Origin of the sequence: Planktothricoides sp. SR001 (assembly GCF_001276715.1) — a bacterium.
Classification (GTDB): Bacteria; Cyanobacteriota; Cyanobacteriia; order Cyanobacteriales; family Laspinemataceae; genus Planktothricoides; species Planktothricoides raciborskii.
This window is the reverse complement of the sequence record NZ_LIUQ01000005.1, coordinates 1-19,443: the sequence shown is the minus strand read 5'-3', so window position 1 is coordinate 19,443 and position 19,443 is coordinate 1. Positions and strand designations below refer to the sequence as shown.

Below are 19,443 nucleotides of genomic sequence, written 5' to 3'. Positions count from 1 at the left end.
TATTAAACTCAAGTTTTAATTTCAATAAACTTAAAAAAATACTAGAATAATATCTAAAGTTATTTTTTAGGCAAAAAAATTATGATTTTTATGTAAAATATGACGCAGTTATGGCGATAACCTTAGCAATAGCAATGGAATAATAGATCGTCAAAAATAACAATAGTCTTATTTTTACTTTTTTTGGTATTAATTTAAATAATTAATCTTAAAACATAAGAAATATGCAGCAATTTTCTATAACCAATCTAGGCCAAATCAAAAAAGCCGATATCACCTTTGGGTATCTCACCCTGTTGGTCGGGCCACAAGCTACGGGCAAAAGTATTTTATTACAATCCATAAAACTAGCGATCGATAGTGGATATATTGTTAATAACATCAAAGCAAATGGATATGAATGGGAATCAGATACCGGAAATAACCATGAAAATATTGGCAATTTTATTGACTTTTATTTTGGCGAAGGAATGCGTAGTATTTGGGGCAGAGAGACTAATTGTTGTTTAGATCGACAATCTATTAATATTGCGGATTTATTAAAAAGTAAAATTGAGCCAAAAGAAAAGCTGTTTTATATGCCAGCACAGCGGGTACTCACCCTGGACAATGGATGGCCTAGATCGTTTCTTAGCTTTGAAATTGGCGATCCTTATGTGGTGAGAAATTTTAGCGAGCATCTCCGGCTATTGATGCAAAAAGATTGGGGAAATCAAGGCAGTCCTATTTTTCCCCAAAAAGGTCTATTAAAACAATATCTGAGTGAAGCCTTAGATCGGAGTATTTTTCACGGTGCTCAGGTAAAAATTACTACGATTAGAATGCGTAAACGCATTCTACTTAATCTGCAAGGTAATACTCTATCTTTCATGGCATGGTCGGCTGGACAACGAGAATTTATGCCGTTACTTTTGGGCTTTTACTGGCTGATGCCGAAATCACCGCCGTGGAAAAAATCCAACATCGATTGGGTGGTGATAGAAGAACCAGAAATGGAGTTGCATCCCGAAGCAATTTTATCGGTAATTATGATGTGCTTGGAACTGCTACATCGAGGATATCGGGTGATCGTTTCGACTCACTCTCCGATTTTATTGGAAGCAGTTTGGGCAATTCGCTGCTTCCAGGAAGAAAATTATCAGAGTGAATATTTTTATAAACTGTTTGATGTAAACGAGTCTTTAGAGTTGACGATATTATTTGATGATATCGTTAAAAACAAGCAGTTTTTTACTTACTATTTTCAACAGGAAAAAACCGGGGTTTTTGTGAGAGATATTTCATCGTTAGATCCTTTCGCCAATGACTCGGCGATCGCGAATTGGGGTGGCTTGACCAGCTTTAGTAGTCAAGTCTCTGATGTGGTGTCACAAGCAATTCAGGAGAAAGCATGAGTTTTACAGAAGCTATCAAGAATAATCCTCTGTTAGCAAATTACTTAAAAAGTGGATTAAAAGCTCTAGGTTCTAATAGCAGTAAAGTCAAACCTGAAGATACTAAAAAATGTGAAGGCCGCGTCGATATTGATATGGCACTTCAATCAAAATATCCCAACGAACCCCGCTGGGACTATGCAATTGGATATGACGGTAAAACCCATTTTATCGAAGTACATCCTGCGGATACCAGTGAAGTTCAGTCAGTTCTGAATAAGCTTCATTGGTTAAAAAATTTTTTGAGTCAAGATGCTCCTCAATTAAATCAAGAACCAAAGAGTTTTCACTGGGTTGCCTCTAGTGGCAACCACATATTACCAAACAGTTCTCAAGCAAGGAAGTTAGCTAAATCAGGGATTAAGGTGATTGGACAACTTACTCTATCTTAATTTTTTGTTACTTATTACGCATTTGTCATAAAAGCGACGACAACTCACGAATCACCCATAACCGTCAACCAAACTAAATCATTGAAACATCCTAGGCATCAAATATCGGGTCTGGTTGCAAAATTACTGTAAGATGATAAGTTTGTAGTCATCGGCAAATGACCCGGAAATCATCTAATTATTTGGAGTATTGGGAGAAAGTTTTATGCGAATTCTAATTATGGGTGGCACCCGATTTATTGGGGTTTATTTAACAAAAATCTTGGTAGAAAAAGGCCATGAAGTTGTGTTATTTAATCGCGGCAAAAAACCCGCCCCGGTGGAAGGGGTGCAGCAAATTCACGGAGATCGCACCGACCCAGAACAGATCAAAACCAAATTAGCCCATGAAAGTTTTGATGCGATTTTTGATAACAATGGCCGCGAACTCAGCGATACCCAACCCTTAGCAGAAATTTTCCAAGGCAAGGTGAAACATTTTGTCTATGTCAGTTCGGCGGGAGTTTATCTTAAATCCGATCAAATGCCCCATGTGGAAGGGGATGCGGTCGATCCAAAAAGTCGTCACAAGGGCAAATTTGAAACGGAAAGTTATCTGGAAAAACAAGGACTTCCGTTTACTTCCATTCGCCCAGTTTATATTTACGGCCCGCAAAACTATAACCCTCTAGAAGCCTGGTTTTTTGACCGCATTATGCGCGATCGCCCCATCCCTATTCCCGGCAACGGAATGCACATCACCCAACTCGGTCACTGCCAAGACCTTGCCAATGCAATGGCAGCAGTTCTGGGTAACTCCCAAGCGATCGGTCAAATTTATAACATCTCTGGCGATCGCTGTGTCACCTTTGACGGACTAGCCCGTGCTTGTGCGGCGGCGGCAGGAAAATCTCCTGACTCGATTCAAATTGTCCATTACGATCCAAAACAATTTGACTTTGGCAAACAGAAAGCTTTCCCCATGCGGGTGCAGCACTTTTTTACCGACATTCACAAAGCCAAGCAAGAACTCAACTGGCAACCTGAATTTGATTTAGTTTCCGGTCTGCGAGACTCTTTGGAAACAGATTATCTGGCAAAAGGTCAAGACAAAGCGGAAATAGATTTCAGCCTTGACGATCAAATTCTGGCAGCCGTTAAGTAATTATATTTGTTGTTGGTTGTTGGTTGTTGGTTGTTGGTTGGCATTAATTGATAATTGATAATTGATAATTATCAATTATCAATTATCAATTAACTGATGAAGTAGATGGGCTTTTTTGTGGCCATAAATAGATCAGACCGGAAATTAGGGTAAGTCCGACGGATACCCAGAAGGCGATCGCGCCGATAGAATTCCAAGAGTCAATGGGAATCATTAATAAGGTGATCGCCACGATTTGAGAAACCGTTTTCAACTTGCCCCAAAAATTCGCCCCGGCGATCGGGCCGCTGAGACTGGAGTTAACCCGCCAACCGGCGATCGTCAACTCCCGCGCCAAAATCACAAACACCCCCCAAGCGGGCAAATCATTCCATTCAATAAATACCAGCAGTGGTGCTAACACCAACAACTTATCCACCAACGGATCTAAAAATTTACCCAACTCAGTGACTTGGTTGAGCTTTCGTGCCAAATAACCATCCAACCAGTCCGTCCCGGCAGCCACCAGAAAAATTCCCAGACAGATCCATTGAGACGTGGGGGTGGGATCGTGCAAACCGTAAAGCAAAAAAGGCACCGCCAAAAGACGGGAAAAAGAAATGGTGTTCGGCAGATTAATAGACACTTGGCAAAAATAAAGAAATTAATCAAAAACAACAAAAACAAAAAATTAAGGGGCAAGCCCGAAGAACAGCCCCTACGTTATCACTTTTTCTCAACGATGAAATTTTTAGAAATAAATCTTTAGAGATAAATCTTTGCTTGAATAAGTAGGGACGATTTTAGTAAGCCCCGTCTTTATTTAAAACCACCACTAGAGTTTTGACAATTAGCCCAATATCGTAGAACACCGACCATTTGTGCTGGTAGTCCAGATCCATTCTGACCACCTCTTCAAAATCTTTTACCGAAGAACGTCCGTGGGTTTGCCACTCACCAGTGATTCCTGGTTTCACATCCAAACGTCGCCAATGATGGGGTTGATATTGACTCACTTCATCCAGAGTCGGGGGACGAGTTCCCACCAAACTCATATCACCCATCAGTACATTCCAGAACTGTGGGAACTCATCTAAGCTAGTGCGACGCAGAAAACGACCCACCTTGGTAATTCTAGGGTCATCAGTATTTTTAAAGATGAGTCCTTTGGCTTGATTTTCTACTACATGCTTGAGTTTATCAGCATTGACGACCATTGACCGGAATTTCCACACTCGGAAACGGCGACCTTTATAGCCACAACGGACTTGACTGTAAAGAATCGGGCCTGGATCGTCGATTTGGATGGCGATCGCCAAAGGTATCAGTATAATTGCGGTAATAGTTAGACCCACCAAAGCGCCGACAATATCGATGAAACGCTTGATTTGACTATTCACTGACTGATGCACCTCGCCGATTGCCGGATCGCACGGAAGTCCTTTGTCAAAAAGAAATGACTTTAGAGATACCGGAGTAAGTATTTTTGAACTTGTAATCACGGCTAAAACCCAATCCTTTAGATATTCTTGTTCCTGGTTGTTGCCAATATATCCGTATTTTTTCGGATTTCACCCTGTTTTTGCAGACATTTTACTGAATCTTTATAAATCCACGGAAGTTTTTTAAATTTTTTAAGAACTTGTCTGATGGCTAGTATTTTTTTTGATTACTTGTGTTATATTCGTAAGTTTTTGTTTTTCTTTTTTTACCAAAAAATAAGTAAAATTATCAAGATTGTTTATGCCTCCTAGGTCAGATCGGTTTTTTCTATGGAAACCTAGATAATTAATGACATCCATAAGGAATCTGAAGAATTATGAGAATTTTCAGGCTTCCCATCCGATCGCAAAAATTTGTTTCCTTTGTCTTTTTTGACTCTTCTGCCGGAGATTTAAAACCCGTTAATCAAGAAAGACCAAACAATATTTAATCCGTACAAAAACTTAATATCATCCTAGCCATCCGCAAATTCTCGCATATGGCACCAATGAGATGGCCAAAAAATCTCCGTATAAATCAGCGTAAATACTGAGACAAAAGCAAGACAAAAGTCAACGCCTAACCGCGAGGGTCTCCAGGATGACTTGACTTGACTAGATCAAACCGCAATTGCCAGTGGGAATGTTGCCAAATTGGCAGAATTTTACAAAAATTTATGATGGAAATTCGCAATCATCTTCAGCTACTCCGTAGTCATACGGATGACTAGCCTCTGGTCAAATGTTCGGGAACAAAATGTCCCCACCAGGTGGTTTTACCCAAACAAGTCTTCATCAGAAGGAATTGAAGTCATCGAAGTGAGATCGCTCAATTGGGCAAAAAAGTCATCTAGGTTTGATTTGGAGGATTCGTCTGATTCGAGATTAAGCTCAGAATTTGGCTCCGAGATCCAACGGTCAATATCTGAGAAATCCTGATTCCCAGAATCATTCAATGTTTCATTCTGTGAAGTTTCTGTGGAAAGATCCAATCCGGCAAAGAAATTATCAATACTGGAATTGATCTCATCGACGGGTTCGGGTTGTGCCGGAGCGATCGCTGAGGGTGATGGGTTAACATCGCCGATTTCTAGCCAATCCTCTGAATCGGAGGATGTGGTCGGCGCTGGACTAGCGGCGATCAACTGGGTAAAAACCTCATCGAGGGTCAGGTCATTAATTGATGACTCTGGTAAAGAAACTGGAGGACTGGAAACCTTTTGAACCGTCTTGACCGCCTGACCGGAAATGACCGCTGGGGGTTTTGTCCGATTGACATTCGGCGTTTTAATCGGCTGTGTTTTGTTTTGAGGTAAAGCAGTGGGTTGAGGTGGAGTAGTGGGTTGAGGTAAAGCAGTGGGTTCTTCGGTGATAAAGTCAGCAAAAATATCCTCTTGATCCGCCACTTGATCGGCCACTTGATCCGCCGCTTGATCCACCGCTGTTGCTAGTTCAATATTTTTTTGGGGTGGCAGGGTGACGGCTTGGCTGGGGTAAGGAGTGGGTTCTTCGCTGATGAAGTCAGCAAAAATATCCTCTTGATCGGCCACTTGATCCGCCACTTGATCCGCCGCTGGTTCCGCCGCTGTTGCCGGGGATACAGCTTCGAGGCGGATGATTTTGACTGGGGCTACGGCTTGGGCTACGGCTGGTGTCGTTACGGCTGGTGTCGGTGGTTGCTTGGAGGTGGGAGTGGGTTCTTCGGTGATAAAGTCAGCAAAAATATCCTCTTGATCGACCACTTGATCGGCCACTTGATCGGCCACTTGATCTTGATCGCCCACTTGATCCGCCGCTTGATCCACCGCTGTTGCTAGTTCAATATTTTTTTGGGGTGGCAGGGTGACGGCTTGGCTGGGGTAAGGAGTGGGTTCTTCGCTGATGAAGTCAGCAAAAATATCCTCTTGATCGGCCACTTGATCGGCCACTTGATCCGCCGCTGGTTCCGCCGCTGTTGCCGGGGATACAGCTTCGAGGCGGATGATTTTGACTGGGGCTACGGCTGGGGCTGCGGTTGGTGTCGTTGCGGCTGGTGTCGGTGGTTGCTTGGAAGGGGGAGTGGGTTCTTCGGTGATAAAGTCAGCAAAAATATCCTCTTGATCGACCACTTGATCGGCCACTTGATCGGCCACTTGATCTTGATCGCCCACTTGATCCGCCGCTTGATCCACCGCTGTTGCTAGTTCAATATTTTTTTGGGGTGGCAGGGTGACGGCTTGGCTGGGGTAAGGAGTGGGTTCTTCGCTGATGAAGTCAGCAAAAATATCCTCTTGATCGGCCACTTGATCCGCCACTTGATCCGCCGCTGGTTCCGCCGCTGTTGCCGGGGATACAGCTTCGAGGCGGATGATTTTGACTGGGGCTACGGCTGGGGCTGCGGTTGGTGTCGTTGCGGCTGGTGTCGGTGGTTGCTTGGAAGGGGGAGTGACCGGAGAATCTATTTCTGGGGATAATGTGATGCGATCGCCTTCGCCCATAGATGGTTCGGAAATATCTTCTCCCCAACCCCAGTTTTCCCCAGTGGGGCTGGTTAATTCTACTGAATCCGCTGCATCGAAATTTGAGTCAAGCTTCTCATCTTCTTGGATTTGTAAATTCAGCAAATCCTCACTTAATTGTTGTATAATATTGGTATCAATTGCCAATTCTGTTGTTGACTTTTCCTTCAGTGGTTCTTCGGTGCCTAATAAATTTTCTTGAGGCGATGAGACATAGCTATCTTGAATGCTCAAGTCTGAGGTTAATTCTGAAGTTAATTCAGAGGTTAATTCTGAAGTTAATTCTGATAAATCTTTGCTCACAAATGATTCAGAAGAAAATTCTTCCGCTAAATCTATTTCCGAGATTATTTCGCTGATATTTTGCAGAGAACGGACTACTTCTGGGGATGCCAAAGACTCTCGAACTGTTGAATCGATGACCTGTGAATTATCAGAAACATTCAGATTAATATCATCTGAATCAATATCAGTTGAATCAATATTATCATCTTCTGAATTAAGCTCATCATAATTCTCAAAAACACTCAGGTCGATATCGCGGCGATCGCTATCCCTGTTTTGAGTATCTTCTAGCAAATCATATGTTTCCCGATCGCCTAAATTATTTGGCGCAGAAGTGGAGATAAGTTCCGAGAAAATTTCTGGTTTGCTGGGGGAAAGCAGAGACGCTGGAGGATTTTTTGTTGATTCGGCTTCCGGGGATTTTGTCGCTTCTTTTTCCTCAGTTAACTTCAGAGAGGGTTGTAAATATGTAGAAGATGTGGAAGATTCTTGACCAAGTTGTTCAGCAAGTTGATACACCAATTGGCTCAAAATCACTTCGTTGCGCTGCCCTAAACGGTGCATTTTTTCTAACTCTTGTAACAAAGAATCTTGATACGCATGAACATTTCTTTGCACGGCCTCAAAAATAACTCGGAGATTTTTATCCAAAGAAATGAGTAACTGATCGGACTGCGATTGTAGCATTCTCAGGTGTTCCAGACGCTCTTGGGGATCCAAAAGTCGCTCTCCCATTGATGAGCGAGGATCTCCGGGGAGCGTGCCTCTGCCAACGCGATCTCTCGACTCATAAGCTAATGCCTGGGACTCGATATGAGAGAGAAACTGAGTCACTGATTGGGTCAAGTTCTCCTGTAATCGACCCATCAGCACGTGCAAAAATTCTGAAATAATTTTTTGTTGATTCGCCTGTTGTTGCGCCAGAGAATAATCATGGTGTCGGCGCAGTTCTAGCTCTTGGATTTCTTTGAGCAGACTGTCCCTTTGCTCTTGCAACGCCGTCAAATCCGCGACCATTGGCTGCATTAGCTGAGTCCGCAGGGTAAACATTTCCCCCGCCAAGGCTTGCCAAGCGGCGGTAGCCTGATTTTGTCCGGTCATAGACACCGCAGAGTTGGCATCTGCGGGAACCACTATGGATCCTGCTGCGGCTGAATCCTGAGACGAGGTGGCATTAACCTGGTTTTTTTGCTCCAAGTTGACCAGAAAATTTCGCACTCGCTCTAAAATTTGTCGAGTATCTCCTGACATCCACCATGCCATACGGGAACTCATTTTTCTTAGGACTCCATCAATGTCGGTAATCAGTGCTTGGAGTTGGTCGCGCTCGGAATTCATGGGAAGAACCTCTTGCTAGAAAGTTCATGGAGAGAACCCAGCCTAAGCATTCAGAAAATCACGATTTTTCTCTTGGCCTAGTTGGGATGGGCTATAAGATGGGTGATAAACGGTGGATTCTGGTGAAGGCCAAAATCCCTGATCTTCACTATCCTACCCTGACACATTCATTTAAGGGTAGTCCTAAAAAATTATCTATGTTGAGGGCAAACCCTACCAAGCCAAACCCACCGCCCGAGAAAATAAATCATTCTGTGCCACATCTATCTGCCGTTTCCAGTACATAGCAGGTACGGATATCTTGATGATCGCAGTATAGAAATTCAACATACACAGACTAACTATAGCTATAGACTACTATGATTACGGTGGGAGATGCAGCAAAAAGCATCTTCTGATTCCTTGGCGAATTATCGATTAGCTCCTTGAATGCCCGATCGCGTTAGCGTCCCGGAGAAAACCAGGGTCGATCGCATAATTCGGCGATCGCTCAGGTACAGAAACTTGGGTTCAACTGGCTCTAGGATTGGACAGGAATTTGCCATAAACTTGGTACTTGAGAAATCGCGATCGCTCGCTCATTGTAGTTGATTGTGATTTCGTTATTGGTGATTTCGTTCTTGATTGCAGCCATGAAAGAGTCAGCAAAAATCGAACATCCCTGTTTGATTACCATTTGATGTTCCACTCTTTTGCTCTCAGGGGGATGACTATTGCTCCTTATGGTTGTTCCGTGGCGACGAGCAGAGGAGTCAGTAATGAACATCTCCCATGACATCTCTGCCTCCGTGATTGCCTCCGGCACTTCGCCAGCCGAGTGGTTTGCTATCTATAAAACAAATTTACTTATCCCAGTGTGTTAACTCTTAGGATGACTTCATGGACAATCAATATAGCAGTTTGCGAGATATCGATCCCAAGATCGATAAATTAATTCGGGCAACGCCTTTTTTTACCGGCTTACCAGAGCCGATTGTCGAAAGAGCAACCATTCATATTGTCAGTAGGACTCATCCCCCCAACCAGGTGATATTGCTGGAAAATGACTGGGGCGGTTCGGTGTATTTCGTTTTAGATGGTTGGGTGAAAATTCGCACTTATAATTTAGATGGTAAAGAAATAACCCTGAATATTTTGGGGCCGGGAGAACTCTTTGGCGAAATGGCGGCATTGGATGAAGTACCCCGTTCTACGGATGTGATTACTTTGGCTCCAACTACCATTGGCAATATGCCTGCCCAGGATTTTGTCCAATTAATTCATACGGAACCTTTGGCCGGAATTCGCTTGGCTCAGTTAATGGGACGAAGATTGCGACAAGTCAACCGTCGCTTGCGCTTGCGAGAGTCCGATAGTACCTCACGAGTGGCAGATATTTTATTGTTTTTAGCCGATGGTCAAGGACAACAATCGGATTCCGGGATCGAAATTCCCAATTTACCTCACCGGGAGTTAAGTAGTTTGAGTGGACTGGCACGAGAAACTGTGACCAGAGTTTTGAGTAAGCTGGAAAAACGCGGCTTGATTCAGCGCGATCGCGACATCCTTTGCATTCCCGATTTAAATGCTTTAGAACGCTTGCTGGTTTAATCCACGCCAATTATTTTCTTTCCAATCAGCCTTATTTCCCGATCTGGCTCGGCAGCCGAAACACCCACCCCCAGAACGGGTGGGACATTTCATCGGTTTCAAGGAGCAGCTACAGCGAACCGGGCTTCTGACTGGAAGCCCCAAGGAATTGTCAAGTTTTGCTGCGAAAATCTCTATTGGCGCTGTAATTGAGTTAAGTTATTAGTGTGAATCATTCCTGAAGAATTTTTAACAGATATGCTTAGTTATCCTCCGCCTGCTCATCGCTTAAAGAGATCCAGGGGTGAGGTTGTTTTATTTTTTTCTAGTTAACTCTAGTTAACTCTAGTTAACTCTAGTTAACTCTAGTTAATCCTAGTTAATCCTAGTTAATTTTAGTTAATCCTAGTTAATTCTAGTTAATCCTAGTTAATTCTAGTTAATTTTAGTTAAAAATTCTACTGGATTCTCTCTGAACTTGCTGATTACAACTGACAAAAAAACTTCAAGCATCAGGAGATTTACCCATGTCTTTTCAAAAAATTGTGCTGGCGATCGATGATTCTAAATTCAGCGAATATATCTTAAAACAAGGCTTAGAAATCGCGAAAATTCATCAAGCTGAATTGATGTTATTTCGTTGTATTCCCCATAATGATGTCCAAGTAATTAATTCCGTTCCTTATGAAATGGGATTAGGTATTGAAGACATTAATTACAACTACCGACAACAACAAGACCGTGTGATTCAAAGCACTCAAGAAACTCTGGAAAAACTCAAATATCGGTGCGAACAGGCTACAAATCACGAACTGAATATTTCATATCGATACAAAATTGGCGAACCCGGTTACTCTATTTGTGAAACCGCTCAAGAATGGTCAGCGTCGATGATTATTATTGGCAGAAAAGGTCATAGTGCCTTGGTAGAAGCCTTGATCGGCAGCGTCAGTAACTATGTGATCCATCATGCCCAATGTGCTGTTCTGGTGATTGAACCTACTAAACTCTCTGCATAGTCTCAAGGATTGGGAATATATGGGAATAGAAATGTCTGGTTCATATTTCTAGGTTGGTTTTGACCGTCGCTGAGGAATTTTTGATACATTAGTCTGGTCGGCGATCTGACGAATTTCTGTTGATTTTTTGTTTTACTTAATTTTCTGCTTTAATTGATGGCTGTTTTTTTGCATGATTAATTATCCTGAAGATGGCACAACCTCTGGTGATGCCAATTCCCCAGAACGGGAAAATCTCTTTAACTCTAATCCCACTAATGCTCCTCAGTCTAATCCGGGTAGCGTTGGTGGGCTTTCTATTGACCCTGGCAACTCCGTCCCTCGGTCACGGCGAAAAGGTCAAGCCCCTTTAAGCATGGTGGAAACCGCTTTTTTGGCCAGTACCTCTAGTTTAATTTGGCTGATTAATTACTATTTTCCTTTGGGCCCGCTGTTGCGGATCTTTTTCCCCATTCCCATTGCTTTGGTTTATTTGCGCTGGGGTCAGCGATCGGCCTGGATGTCCGCTTTGGTTTCTGGACTGTTACTCTCTGTGTTGATGGGACCAACCCGCAGTATTTTATTTGTGATGCCTTATGGATTATTAGGGGTTTTGCTGGGTTGGTTGTGGCGACGGGCTGCCACCTGGGAAGCTTCTATTTGGATGGGTACTTTGGTGGGTTCTTTTGGCTTCTTTTTTCGGGTTTGGTTGCTCTCTGTATTATTGGGTGAAGATTTATGGGTGTATTTGACTACCCAAATGACCCAATTGGTTGATTGGATTTTTCTGCGCTTGGGTTTACTGGCACAGCCAAGTTTATATATTATTCAAGCTTTGGCGGTGTTTATGGTGATTCTGAATAATTTGATTTATCTGTTTGCGGTTCATTTAACGGCATCGTTGCTATTGGAAAAGTTGGGCAATCCAATTCCTCCTCCACCAAATTGGGTGCAAGTTTTGCTGGATGAAGAATAGGCGATAAAAGAGAAAAGAGGGAAGAGGGAAGAGGGAAGAGGGAAGAGGGAAGAGGGAAGAGGGAAGAGGGAAGAGGGAAGAGAAAAGAGAAAAGAGAAAAGAGGGAAGAGGGAAGAGGGAAGAGGGAAGAGGGAAGAGGGAAGAGGGAAGAGGGAAGAGGGAAGAGGGAATTATATTCTCCCTTCTCTTTCCTCCCTTCTCTTTCCTCCCTTCTCTTTCCTCCCTTCTCTTTCCTCCCTATATGCGGGAATCCGAGAATTTACATCGGGAAACGAAAAGTGCCATTAATTGTGTTCCGATATTTAGATAAATAAACCAAATGAACTGATGATTAGAATTTATACCGAGAGAAAAAAAGCCAAAAAATGGTTGGAGGTTTATCGTCATTGTCCCCCGGTTTTGGCTTGCGTGTTGGGCTTTACGGAGACGGGGTTGCAGCCCGGAATTTCCGCTGCAGGGGCAACTCCCGCCGATCGCCGCTTTACCGCGATCGCTGATGCGGAGTTTTTATATCACGGGTCACAGGCTAATCCTAAGTATCCCTTGCCACCCCTAGATGCCGGGGCCTCTCCCGTGGTGATTTCTCGCGCTGTGGTGGCAGCCACGCAAATGCCTGTTTATATTTTTAATGCCGGTTTACCATTAGCCCCACCAGTGCCGCATATTGACCTCGGTGGGACTCCTGCCGCTTGTGTGACCACCGGCAACGCTTTGTCTTTGGCTACGGTGAATCATTTATTGAGTCAGGGTCTGAAGTGGGGCAAGCAACTGAGTGATTCTATAGGTGCAGAAGGCCATCACTATGTGATTTTGGGCGAATGCGTGGTTGGCGGTACTACTACGGCTTTGGCGGTGTTGCTGGGATTGGGCTTTGCTGCTGCGGGTAAGGTGAATAGTAGTCATCCCCGTTGCAATCATGGTCAGAAGTTACAAGTTGTTGAGCAAGGTTGGCAACGGTCAGGTCTAAGCGAATCTAAGCGAATTTTTTTGGGCAGGGGTGCAGCCGATCCATTGCGGGTGGTGGCCGCAGTGGGCGATCCCATGCAAGTGGCTGTGGCAGGAATGGCGATCGCGGCTAGTCGTTATGGGGGAGTGATGTTGGCCGGGGGGACGCAAATGCTGGCGGTTTATGCCTTGGCTGAGGCGATCGCGCATACTTATCATCTGTCTTGGCGACCAGAAAATATTGTGGTGGGGACGACCCGGTGGGTCGCCGAAGACCCCACAGGAGATACGGTCGGCTTGGCTTCGTTGGTGGGCAATGTGCCGTTATTGGCGACTACTTTGAGTTTTGCCCAGTCTCGTTATCCCCAATTGCAAGCTTATGAACGGGGATTTGTTAAGGAAGGGGTGGCAGCAGGTTCTTGTGCGATCGCAGCCCATCTTTGGCAAAACTGGGATCAAGCTTATATGCTGGACTTAATCGAAAACTTGCTCGATCGCTGTGTCAGGGATTAATTGCATTGGCATAATTGTAATCATAATCGTAGGGACATGGGCGTAACGCCCGTGTCCCTACGGCAATTACCAATCACTAAAATTATGTGGCACAAAATTAGTCTATTAATAATAGCAACTTTACCCTATTTCGGGTTAACTTTTACCGTTATTAATGCGGATAAAAATGTAGCAAAAGCCAATCATTTGCCAACGGATATTATAGCACAAAATCTAGCCCAAAATAGCGCCGAACAAGAACGAATTAGAATCTATGAACAAGCGAGTCCCGCTGTAGTAATGATTCAAACTAATCGCGGTTCCGGTAGCGGTTTTATTGTGAGCAGCGATGGGTTAATTATTACCAATGCTCATGTGGTGCAAAATGCTACCTCCCCAGTGACAATTGTTTTGGCTAATGAACAAAAAGTGCAAGGGGATATTGTGGGATTTGCTGCTAATGGTTTGGATTTGGCAGCGGTGAAAATTCGCGGGGCTAGTAATTTACCGACCTTGCCTTTAGCTAGTTCTGGATCGATTACCGTCGGACAGTCCGTTTATGCGATCGGTACTCCTTTCGGTGCAGAATATCGCAATAGTTTTACCGCTGGGGTAGTCAGTCGATATGATGCTCGACGGGGATTAATTCAACATGATGCTGCCATTAATCCGGGAAATTCTGGGGGGCCATTGTTGAATTCTCAAGGGCAAGTAATTGGGGTGAATACTTCTATTATTACTCCAGAAGTCAGGAATGACCAGGGTGTAATTGGGCGGAGTCAGGGCAATATTGGGATTAGTTTTGCGATCGCGATCGACCGACTCCAGCCGTTTTTAGTTGCCTTAAATCAAGGCAATGCTCCTCGTTCTAGCCAGAGACAAGAACCGCGACCCAACAATCAAACTCAAGGCTTACCTTTGAACGGGCAAGCGATTAGCGGACGCTTAGGGCAGGGGGACAACACCTTACCGGACAATAGCTACTATAAAGTCTATGGATTTGAGGGCAAAGCCGGTCAACGAGTAACCATAGAAATGAATAGTCAAGAAATTGACTCCACCTTATTCTTACTCAAACCGGACGGCAGTAAATTGGAACAAAATGATGATATTTCTGCCAGTAATTTTAATGCTCGAATTACCATCACCTTGCCCGAAAGTGGGGCTTACACCGTAATTGCCAATGCCTTTGAACCGGGGGAAAGCGGCAGTTATACCATCAGGGCTACGGCTCAGTAAGAAAGGGCAGGGGGGCAGAGGGGCAGAGGAGCAGGGGAGCAGGGGAGCAGAGTCCTCTCGTTCCCAGGCTCTGCCTGGGAATGCTTTCGTAGGGGCGAATGGCCATTCGCCCCTACTGCCTCCTGTTACTTGTTGATGATTGACACACACACGAGGCTCTGCCTCGCTTACTGGGGTTCCCAGGGTCTCCCTGGGAACCAGGGAATCGGGCAACGAACAACGAACAACCAACAACCAACAACCAACAACCAACAATTCTCTTTCCTTTGTGTTCCTTTGTGTCTTTGTGGTTCAAATATGTCTTTGTAATGCAAATACCCCAAAGCATAAATCAGCAAATTTGTCAAGGGGTGCAAAAAAAGGCAATCCAGCCTTAGCCTAAAATTTGTCAAACATTAGGCTGAGAATTAGGGCAAAAAAGAGCTTTAATTACCGTATAATCGGGGTTTTGGCCGTTTTTTTGGCGTATAGGCACACTATCCCCCCGAACTTTGCTATTTTTAATTTAACACAACCCCCATAAATTCGTCAAGCTTTTTGCGAAAATTATCAATAAAATTGTAGTAAATCTTAACAATATCTTGAATTCTTGACTAATTGTTGCTTGTTGTTTGTTGATGGTTGTTTGTTGTTTGTTGATGGTTGTTTGTTGTTTGTTGATGGGTAGGGATTATGCATGTTGTTGGGATTAAGAAACCGGGTTTCTTTCTCGCAATAAACAGTAGGGGCGAATGGCCATTCGCCCCTACATATTCACCACAGAAACCCGGTTTCTCTACCCCCACAGGCAACCCCCAAACCCCCAGAAACCGGGTTTCTTATTCGCAATAAACAGTAGGGGCGAATGGCCATTCGCCCCTACATATCCACCACAGAAACCCGGTTTCTGGGTTGTTTCTGGGTTGGCTGTGGGGGCTGAGAAACCGGGTTTCTGGCTTGCTTGCCACCGTTAACTGTTTGATTCACCAAAGAAACCCGGTTTCTGGGTTCCCACCAACAACCAACAATCAACAACCAACCACCAACAATCAACAACCAACAACCAACAAAAAATCGATATATAATAAGAAAAATACTTATCACAAAAAAATAGCCATGAAGATTAAACTATTCGCTGCAACGATCGCTGCGGCTGCCACTTTGGTAGTTACTAGCAGCGCGGCTATGGGTCAAAGTGGTTCTAACGAAACACAGTTTATTTGCCGCGAGGCTTTTGACCAAGCGACAAATCAAAAAATTCCGACCACCTACGCTTGGACTGAACGGGGCAAAATTGCCGTTGTTCGTTGGACTTCTACTCTGGGGAATGGCGCATGGACTCCAGAACGGCGTTGTCAAGAGGTATCGCCGCGATTTCAGACGGCTTATGAAAATGGCAGTATTCGCTATCTGACCAATGGCACGGTGAATGGCCAACGGGCGATTTGCACTGCCAGACAAGAAGGAGGGAGTTGTCAAGATTTGTTACTGACTTTACGGCCTGAAGATAACGCTATGGCGGTATTGCGTCAGCTTAACGATGTTCTCAAAGGTCGCGCTGGGGCAACGCTTCGCCAAAGTGGGCAAGAAGACCAAGTTTATATCCAAGTGGATATTGAGCGGTTTTTGCGGACTGCCCCTGTGGAGTAATTCTGGTCAGAGATATTTTTACCACAAAGACACGAAGGGACACAAAGGGGTTTCTGTTGTTATTTCCTTCGTGTTCCTTTGTGTCTTTGTGGTTTAAAAGATATTTTTACCACAAAGGCACGAAGGGACACAAAGGAAGACAACCAACAACCAACCAACCACCAACAACCAACCACCAACAACGAATGTTATGAAATTTTTTCCTATCCTCGCTTCTATTGCTGGCTTGTTAATTCTGCCCGGTGGTATGGGGTTGAGTTCCCCTCAGCCAGTGGTAGCCCAAGTCACTGATAGAACTACTAACAAAATAGCGCCTTTGACTAATTCCAATCACCCGGTTTATCAAGCAGCTAGGGCAATTACGGTGCGGGTTTTGGTTAAGGATAATCGAGGGTCGGGGGTTTTAATTGCCCAGGAAAACGGGGTTTATACGGTGTTGACTAATGCCCATGTGCTGACTGCGGGGGCGCCGTATCGAGTGGAAACCCCCGACGGTGAGGTTTATGAAGCGCAAGAGGCTTTGGTGTCTAGTGTGGTTGGCTTGGATGCGGCTTTGTTGCAGTTTCGCAGTAGCAAGAGTTATGCCGTGGCTAGGTTAGCTAATACTAATATATCCGTGGGACAGCCGGTGTGGGCTGCGGGTTTTCCTGAAGAGACGGGGAATTTTTTGGTGACACAGGGACAGTTGTCTCTGTTTTCGGCTCGCGCTTTGATTGATGGCTATCAGTTGGGATATAGCAATGAGGTGATTCCCGGTATGAGTGGCGGGCCGTTGCTAAACCAACAGGGTGAGGTAGTTGGGATTAATGGTTTGAGTGCTTATCCGATTTTGGACGATGCTTATACATTTATGGATGGGTCGCAACCTAATGCCGCTCAACGAGAGGAAATGCGGCGGTTAAGTTGGGCCATTCCGGTGCAGTTGGCTTTGGGACTGGCAGGGGAGCAGGGGAGCAGGGGAGCAGGGGAGCAGGGGAGCGGAGGGGCAGAGGGGCAGGGGAGTGGCGGTAGGGGCAGTGCCCCCGTGCCTGCCCCGGAAGAGAATCCCCCCGTGGTTGCCCCAGAACAGAGGGCTTTTACTGGGGTGGTGGCAAGGGTAGATGCTATTGCCGCTAAGATTACGGTGCGAATTGAAGGGGCAAAGGGTCCGGGGTCGGGAGTTATTGTGGCTAGAGATGGGAATACTTATTATGTGGCAACGGCAGCCCATGTAGTAAGTGGACCAGGTAGCTACCAAGTGGTGACACCGGACGGGGTGCGGTATCCGGTGACAGAGGTGAAGACTCGCGAAGCAATGGACTTGGCAGTGGTGCAGTTTACCAGTCCCCAAGCATATACGGTGGCAACTCTGGCAAATTATCGCATACCCACAGAAGAACGGCGTTGGGTGTTTGTGTCGGGATGGCCTGCTAATCAAGAAAATCGCCGGTTATTGACTGGGGGAATTACTTGGAGTAAGGACATGGGGGCGGTATTAGAAAGATATGACGAGTCTTTAGCCCAAAGTCAGGCAAATCCAGAGAATCAAGGGTATGAGTTGGTCTATACCAATATTACTTATAAAGGAATGAGTGGCGGGCCGGTGTTGGATAGTCAAGGACGAGTGACTGGCTTTCATGCGGCTGCGGATGGAGATGCGTTGGCGGAGGTGCTGCTGGGTTATAGTTTCGGCGTGCCGGTGAGTACCTTTGTGGGGTTGGCGAAGGGTTTGGGAATGCAGGAGAAGTGGTTGCAGGTAGAAACTACCCCAGTAGCAGTGCTGAGTCAGCCGGAAGATGCTGAAGTCCGGCAGAATTTGTTTGCGACGACGGTGCCTTCGGGAGATGCGGACGAGGGAGACTGGGTAAATTATGGCAATCAACTCTGGCGGATATTTGAATATGAACGGGCAGTGCAGGCTTTTGACCAAGCAGTGCAGCGAAAACCAGATTTTTACCAAGCTTGGTATGCTCGCGGTTTGGCTTTGAGAGATTTAAGGAAGTATCCAGAGGCTATTGCTTCTTTTGAGCAGGCGATTAAACATCGAGCCGACTTTTATCCCGCATGGCAGCAAAAAGCTAGAGTATTGTCATTTTTAAAGAAATTCTCCGAAGCTGTCACCGCCATAGACCGGGCTATTGCTATTAGTACCCAGCAGGGAAGCCCGAATGCGGTACTTTATTGGGATAAAGGTCTGTATTTGTGGAATTTAAAGCGGTATGAGGAGGCTATTGCCGCTTATACCCAGGCAATTGAAATCAAACCTCACCCTTTTGCTTACCTCAACCGAGGTCTTGCCTACTACAACCAAGGAAAATTAGACCAGGCGATCGCGGATTTTAACCAAGCGATTAAGATTAATCCTGAATATGCCAATGCTTACGTCGGTCGAGGTGCTGCCTACTCCGACCAAGGAAAGTTAGACCAGGCGATCGCGGATTATAACCAAGCGATTAAGATTAATCCTGAATATGCCGATGCTTACGTCGGTCGAGGTCTTGCCTACTACAAACAAGGAAAATTAGACTCTGCGATCGCGGATTATAACCAAGCAATTAAGATTAATCCTGAATTAGCCTCAGCTTACCTCAACCGAGGTGTTGCCTACGCCGACCAAGGAAAATTAGACTCTGCGATCGCGGATTATAACCAAGCGATTAGAATTAATCCTGAAGATGCCGATGCTTACAACAACCGAGGTGCTGCCTACGCCGACCAAGGAAAATTAGACTCTGCGATCGCGGATTATAACCAAGCGATTAAGATTAATCCTGAATATGCCGAAGCTTACAACAACCGAGGTGTTGCCTACGCCAACCAAGGAAAATTAGACTCGGCGATCGCGGATTATAACCAAGCGATTAGGATTAATCCTGAAGATGCCAATGCTTACTATAATCGAGGTGTTATTTATAGCCAACAGGGAAATAAACGTCAAGCCCTGGAGAGTTTTCGTCAAGCTGCTGAATTGTATCGGCAACAGGGCAAACAAGAAGATTATCAAGATGCTTTAGCAAGAATTCGGGAATTAGAGTAATTGTTGTTGGTTGATTGTTGTTTGTTGAT

16 protein-coding genes are annotated in these 19,443 nt (G+C 44.9%); 10 read left to right on the top strand and 6 right to left on the bottom strand.

Annotation, left to right across the window (positions count from 1 at the left end; all coding sequences use genetic code 11):
* The first annotated feature begins 224 nt into the window (after positions 1-224).
* The 3 genes from AM228_RS04515 (at position 225) to AM228_RS04505 (ending at position 2,969) form a co-directional block, all read left to right on the top strand.
* Positions 225-1,394: an AAA family ATPase gene (locus AM228_RS04515; protein ID WP_054464923.1), complete on the top strand. Its 1,170-nt coding sequence runs from the start codon at positions 225-227 to the stop codon at positions 1,392-1,394.
* Positions 1,391-1,825 carry a hypothetical protein gene (locus tag AM228_RS04510; RefSeq protein ID WP_054464922.1) on the top strand — a complete coding sequence of 145 codons (435 nt, stop codon included), beginning with the start codon at positions 1,391-1,393 and terminating at the stop codon, positions 1,823-1,825. Before AM228_RS04515 ends, AM228_RS04510 begins: the two co-directional genes overlap by 4 nt.
* Before the next feature lie 205 nt (positions 1,826-2,030).
* Positions 2,031-2,969 (top strand): NAD-dependent epimerase/dehydratase family protein, encoded by a 939-nt coding sequence (locus AM228_RS04505; protein WP_054464921.1) that lies wholly within the window; start codon positions 2,031-2,033, stop codon positions 2,967-2,969.
* Positions 2,970-3,054: 85 nt separating this feature from the next.
* Here the strand turns inward: AM228_RS04505 and pgsA are convergent, their stop codons facing one another.
* From pgsA to AM228_RS31825, 5 genes are all read right to left on the bottom strand, one after another.
* Positions 3,055-3,588: a CDP-diacylglycerol--glycerol-3-phosphate 3-phosphatidyltransferase gene (pgsA, locus tag AM228_RS04500; protein ID WP_054465048.1), complete on the bottom strand. Its 534-nt coding sequence runs from the start codon at positions 3,586-3,588 to the stop codon at positions 3,055-3,057.
* Between the two features lie 163 nt (positions 3,589-3,751).
* Entirely contained in the window at positions 3,752-4,369 is a 618-nt protein-coding gene (locus AM228_RS04495; RefSeq protein WP_231636627.1) for a sugar transferase, read from the bottom strand.
* A gap of 836 nt (positions 4,370-5,205) precedes the next feature.
* Positions 5,206-8,550, bottom strand: a complete 3,345-nt coding sequence (locus tag AM228_RS04490; protein WP_054464919.1) for a hypothetical protein — start codon at positions 8,548-8,550, stop codon at positions 5,206-5,208.
* Positions 8,551-8,960: 410 nt separating this feature from the next.
* Complete coding sequence (locus tag AM228_RS36010; protein WP_255353149.1) at positions 8,961-9,095, bottom strand: hypothetical protein; 135 nt, start codon at positions 9,093-9,095, stop codon at positions 8,961-8,963.
* Positions 9,071-9,328: a hypothetical protein gene (locus AM228_RS31825; protein WP_156331532.1), complete on the bottom strand. Its 258-nt coding sequence runs from the start codon at positions 9,326-9,328 to the stop codon at positions 9,071-9,073. The genes AM228_RS36010 and AM228_RS31825 overlap by 25 nt, the downstream gene beginning before the upstream one ends.
* A 101-nt stretch (positions 9,329-9,429) precedes the next feature.
* On the opposite strand from AM228_RS31825, the gene AM228_RS04480 reads away from it, so the two are divergent.
* From AM228_RS04480 to AM228_RS04460, 5 genes are all read left to right on the top strand, one after another.
* Positions 9,430-10,140 (top strand): Crp/Fnr family transcriptional regulator, encoded by a 711-nt coding sequence (locus tag AM228_RS04480; protein ID WP_054464917.1) that lies wholly within the window; start codon positions 9,430-9,432, stop codon positions 10,138-10,140.
* Positions 10,141-10,646: 506 nt separating this feature from the next.
* Complete coding sequence (locus AM228_RS04475) at positions 10,647-11,138, top strand: universal stress protein (RefSeq protein ID WP_054464916.1); 492 nt, start codon at positions 10,647-10,649, stop codon at positions 11,136-11,138.
* 172 nt (positions 11,139-11,310) lie between these two features.
* A complete protein-coding gene (locus AM228_RS04470; protein WP_054464915.1) occupies positions 11,311-12,093 on the top strand; it encodes a DUF2232 domain-containing protein in 783 nt (260 codons plus the stop codon).
* Positions 12,094-12,420: 327 nt separating this feature from the next.
* On the top strand, positions 12,421-13,551 hold the full coding sequence (cobT, locus tag AM228_RS04465) for a nicotinate mononucleotide-dependent phosphoribosyltransferase CobT (RefSeq protein WP_054464914.1): 1,131 nt from the start codon (positions 12,421-12,423) through the stop codon (positions 13,549-13,551).
* An 84-nt stretch (positions 13,552-13,635) separates the two neighbouring features.
* Positions 13,636-14,769 (top strand): trypsin-like peptidase domain-containing protein, encoded by a 1,134-nt coding sequence (locus AM228_RS04460; protein WP_054464913.1) that lies wholly within the window; start codon positions 13,636-13,638, stop codon positions 14,767-14,769.
* 858 nt (positions 14,770-15,627) lie between these two features.
* Here the strand turns inward: AM228_RS04460 and AM228_RS04455 are convergent.
* Complete coding sequence (locus AM228_RS04455; protein WP_156331531.1) at positions 15,628-15,780, bottom strand: hypothetical protein; 153 nt, start codon at positions 15,778-15,780, stop codon at positions 15,628-15,630.
* Between the two features lie 84 nt (positions 15,781-15,864).
* On the opposite strand from AM228_RS04455, the gene AM228_RS04450 reads away from it, so the two are divergent.
* Both AM228_RS04450 and AM228_RS04445 read left to right on the top strand, forming a co-directional pair.
* Complete coding sequence (locus AM228_RS04450) at positions 15,865-16,398, top strand: COP23 domain-containing protein (protein ID WP_054464911.1); 534 nt, start codon at positions 15,865-15,867, stop codon at positions 16,396-16,398.
* A gap of 190 nt (positions 16,399-16,588) precedes the next feature.
* On the top strand, positions 16,589-19,414 hold the full coding sequence (locus AM228_RS04445; protein ID WP_054464910.1) for a serine protease: 2,826 nt from the start codon (positions 16,589-16,591) through the stop codon (positions 19,412-19,414).
* Positions 19,415-19,443: the final 29 nt, after the last annotated feature.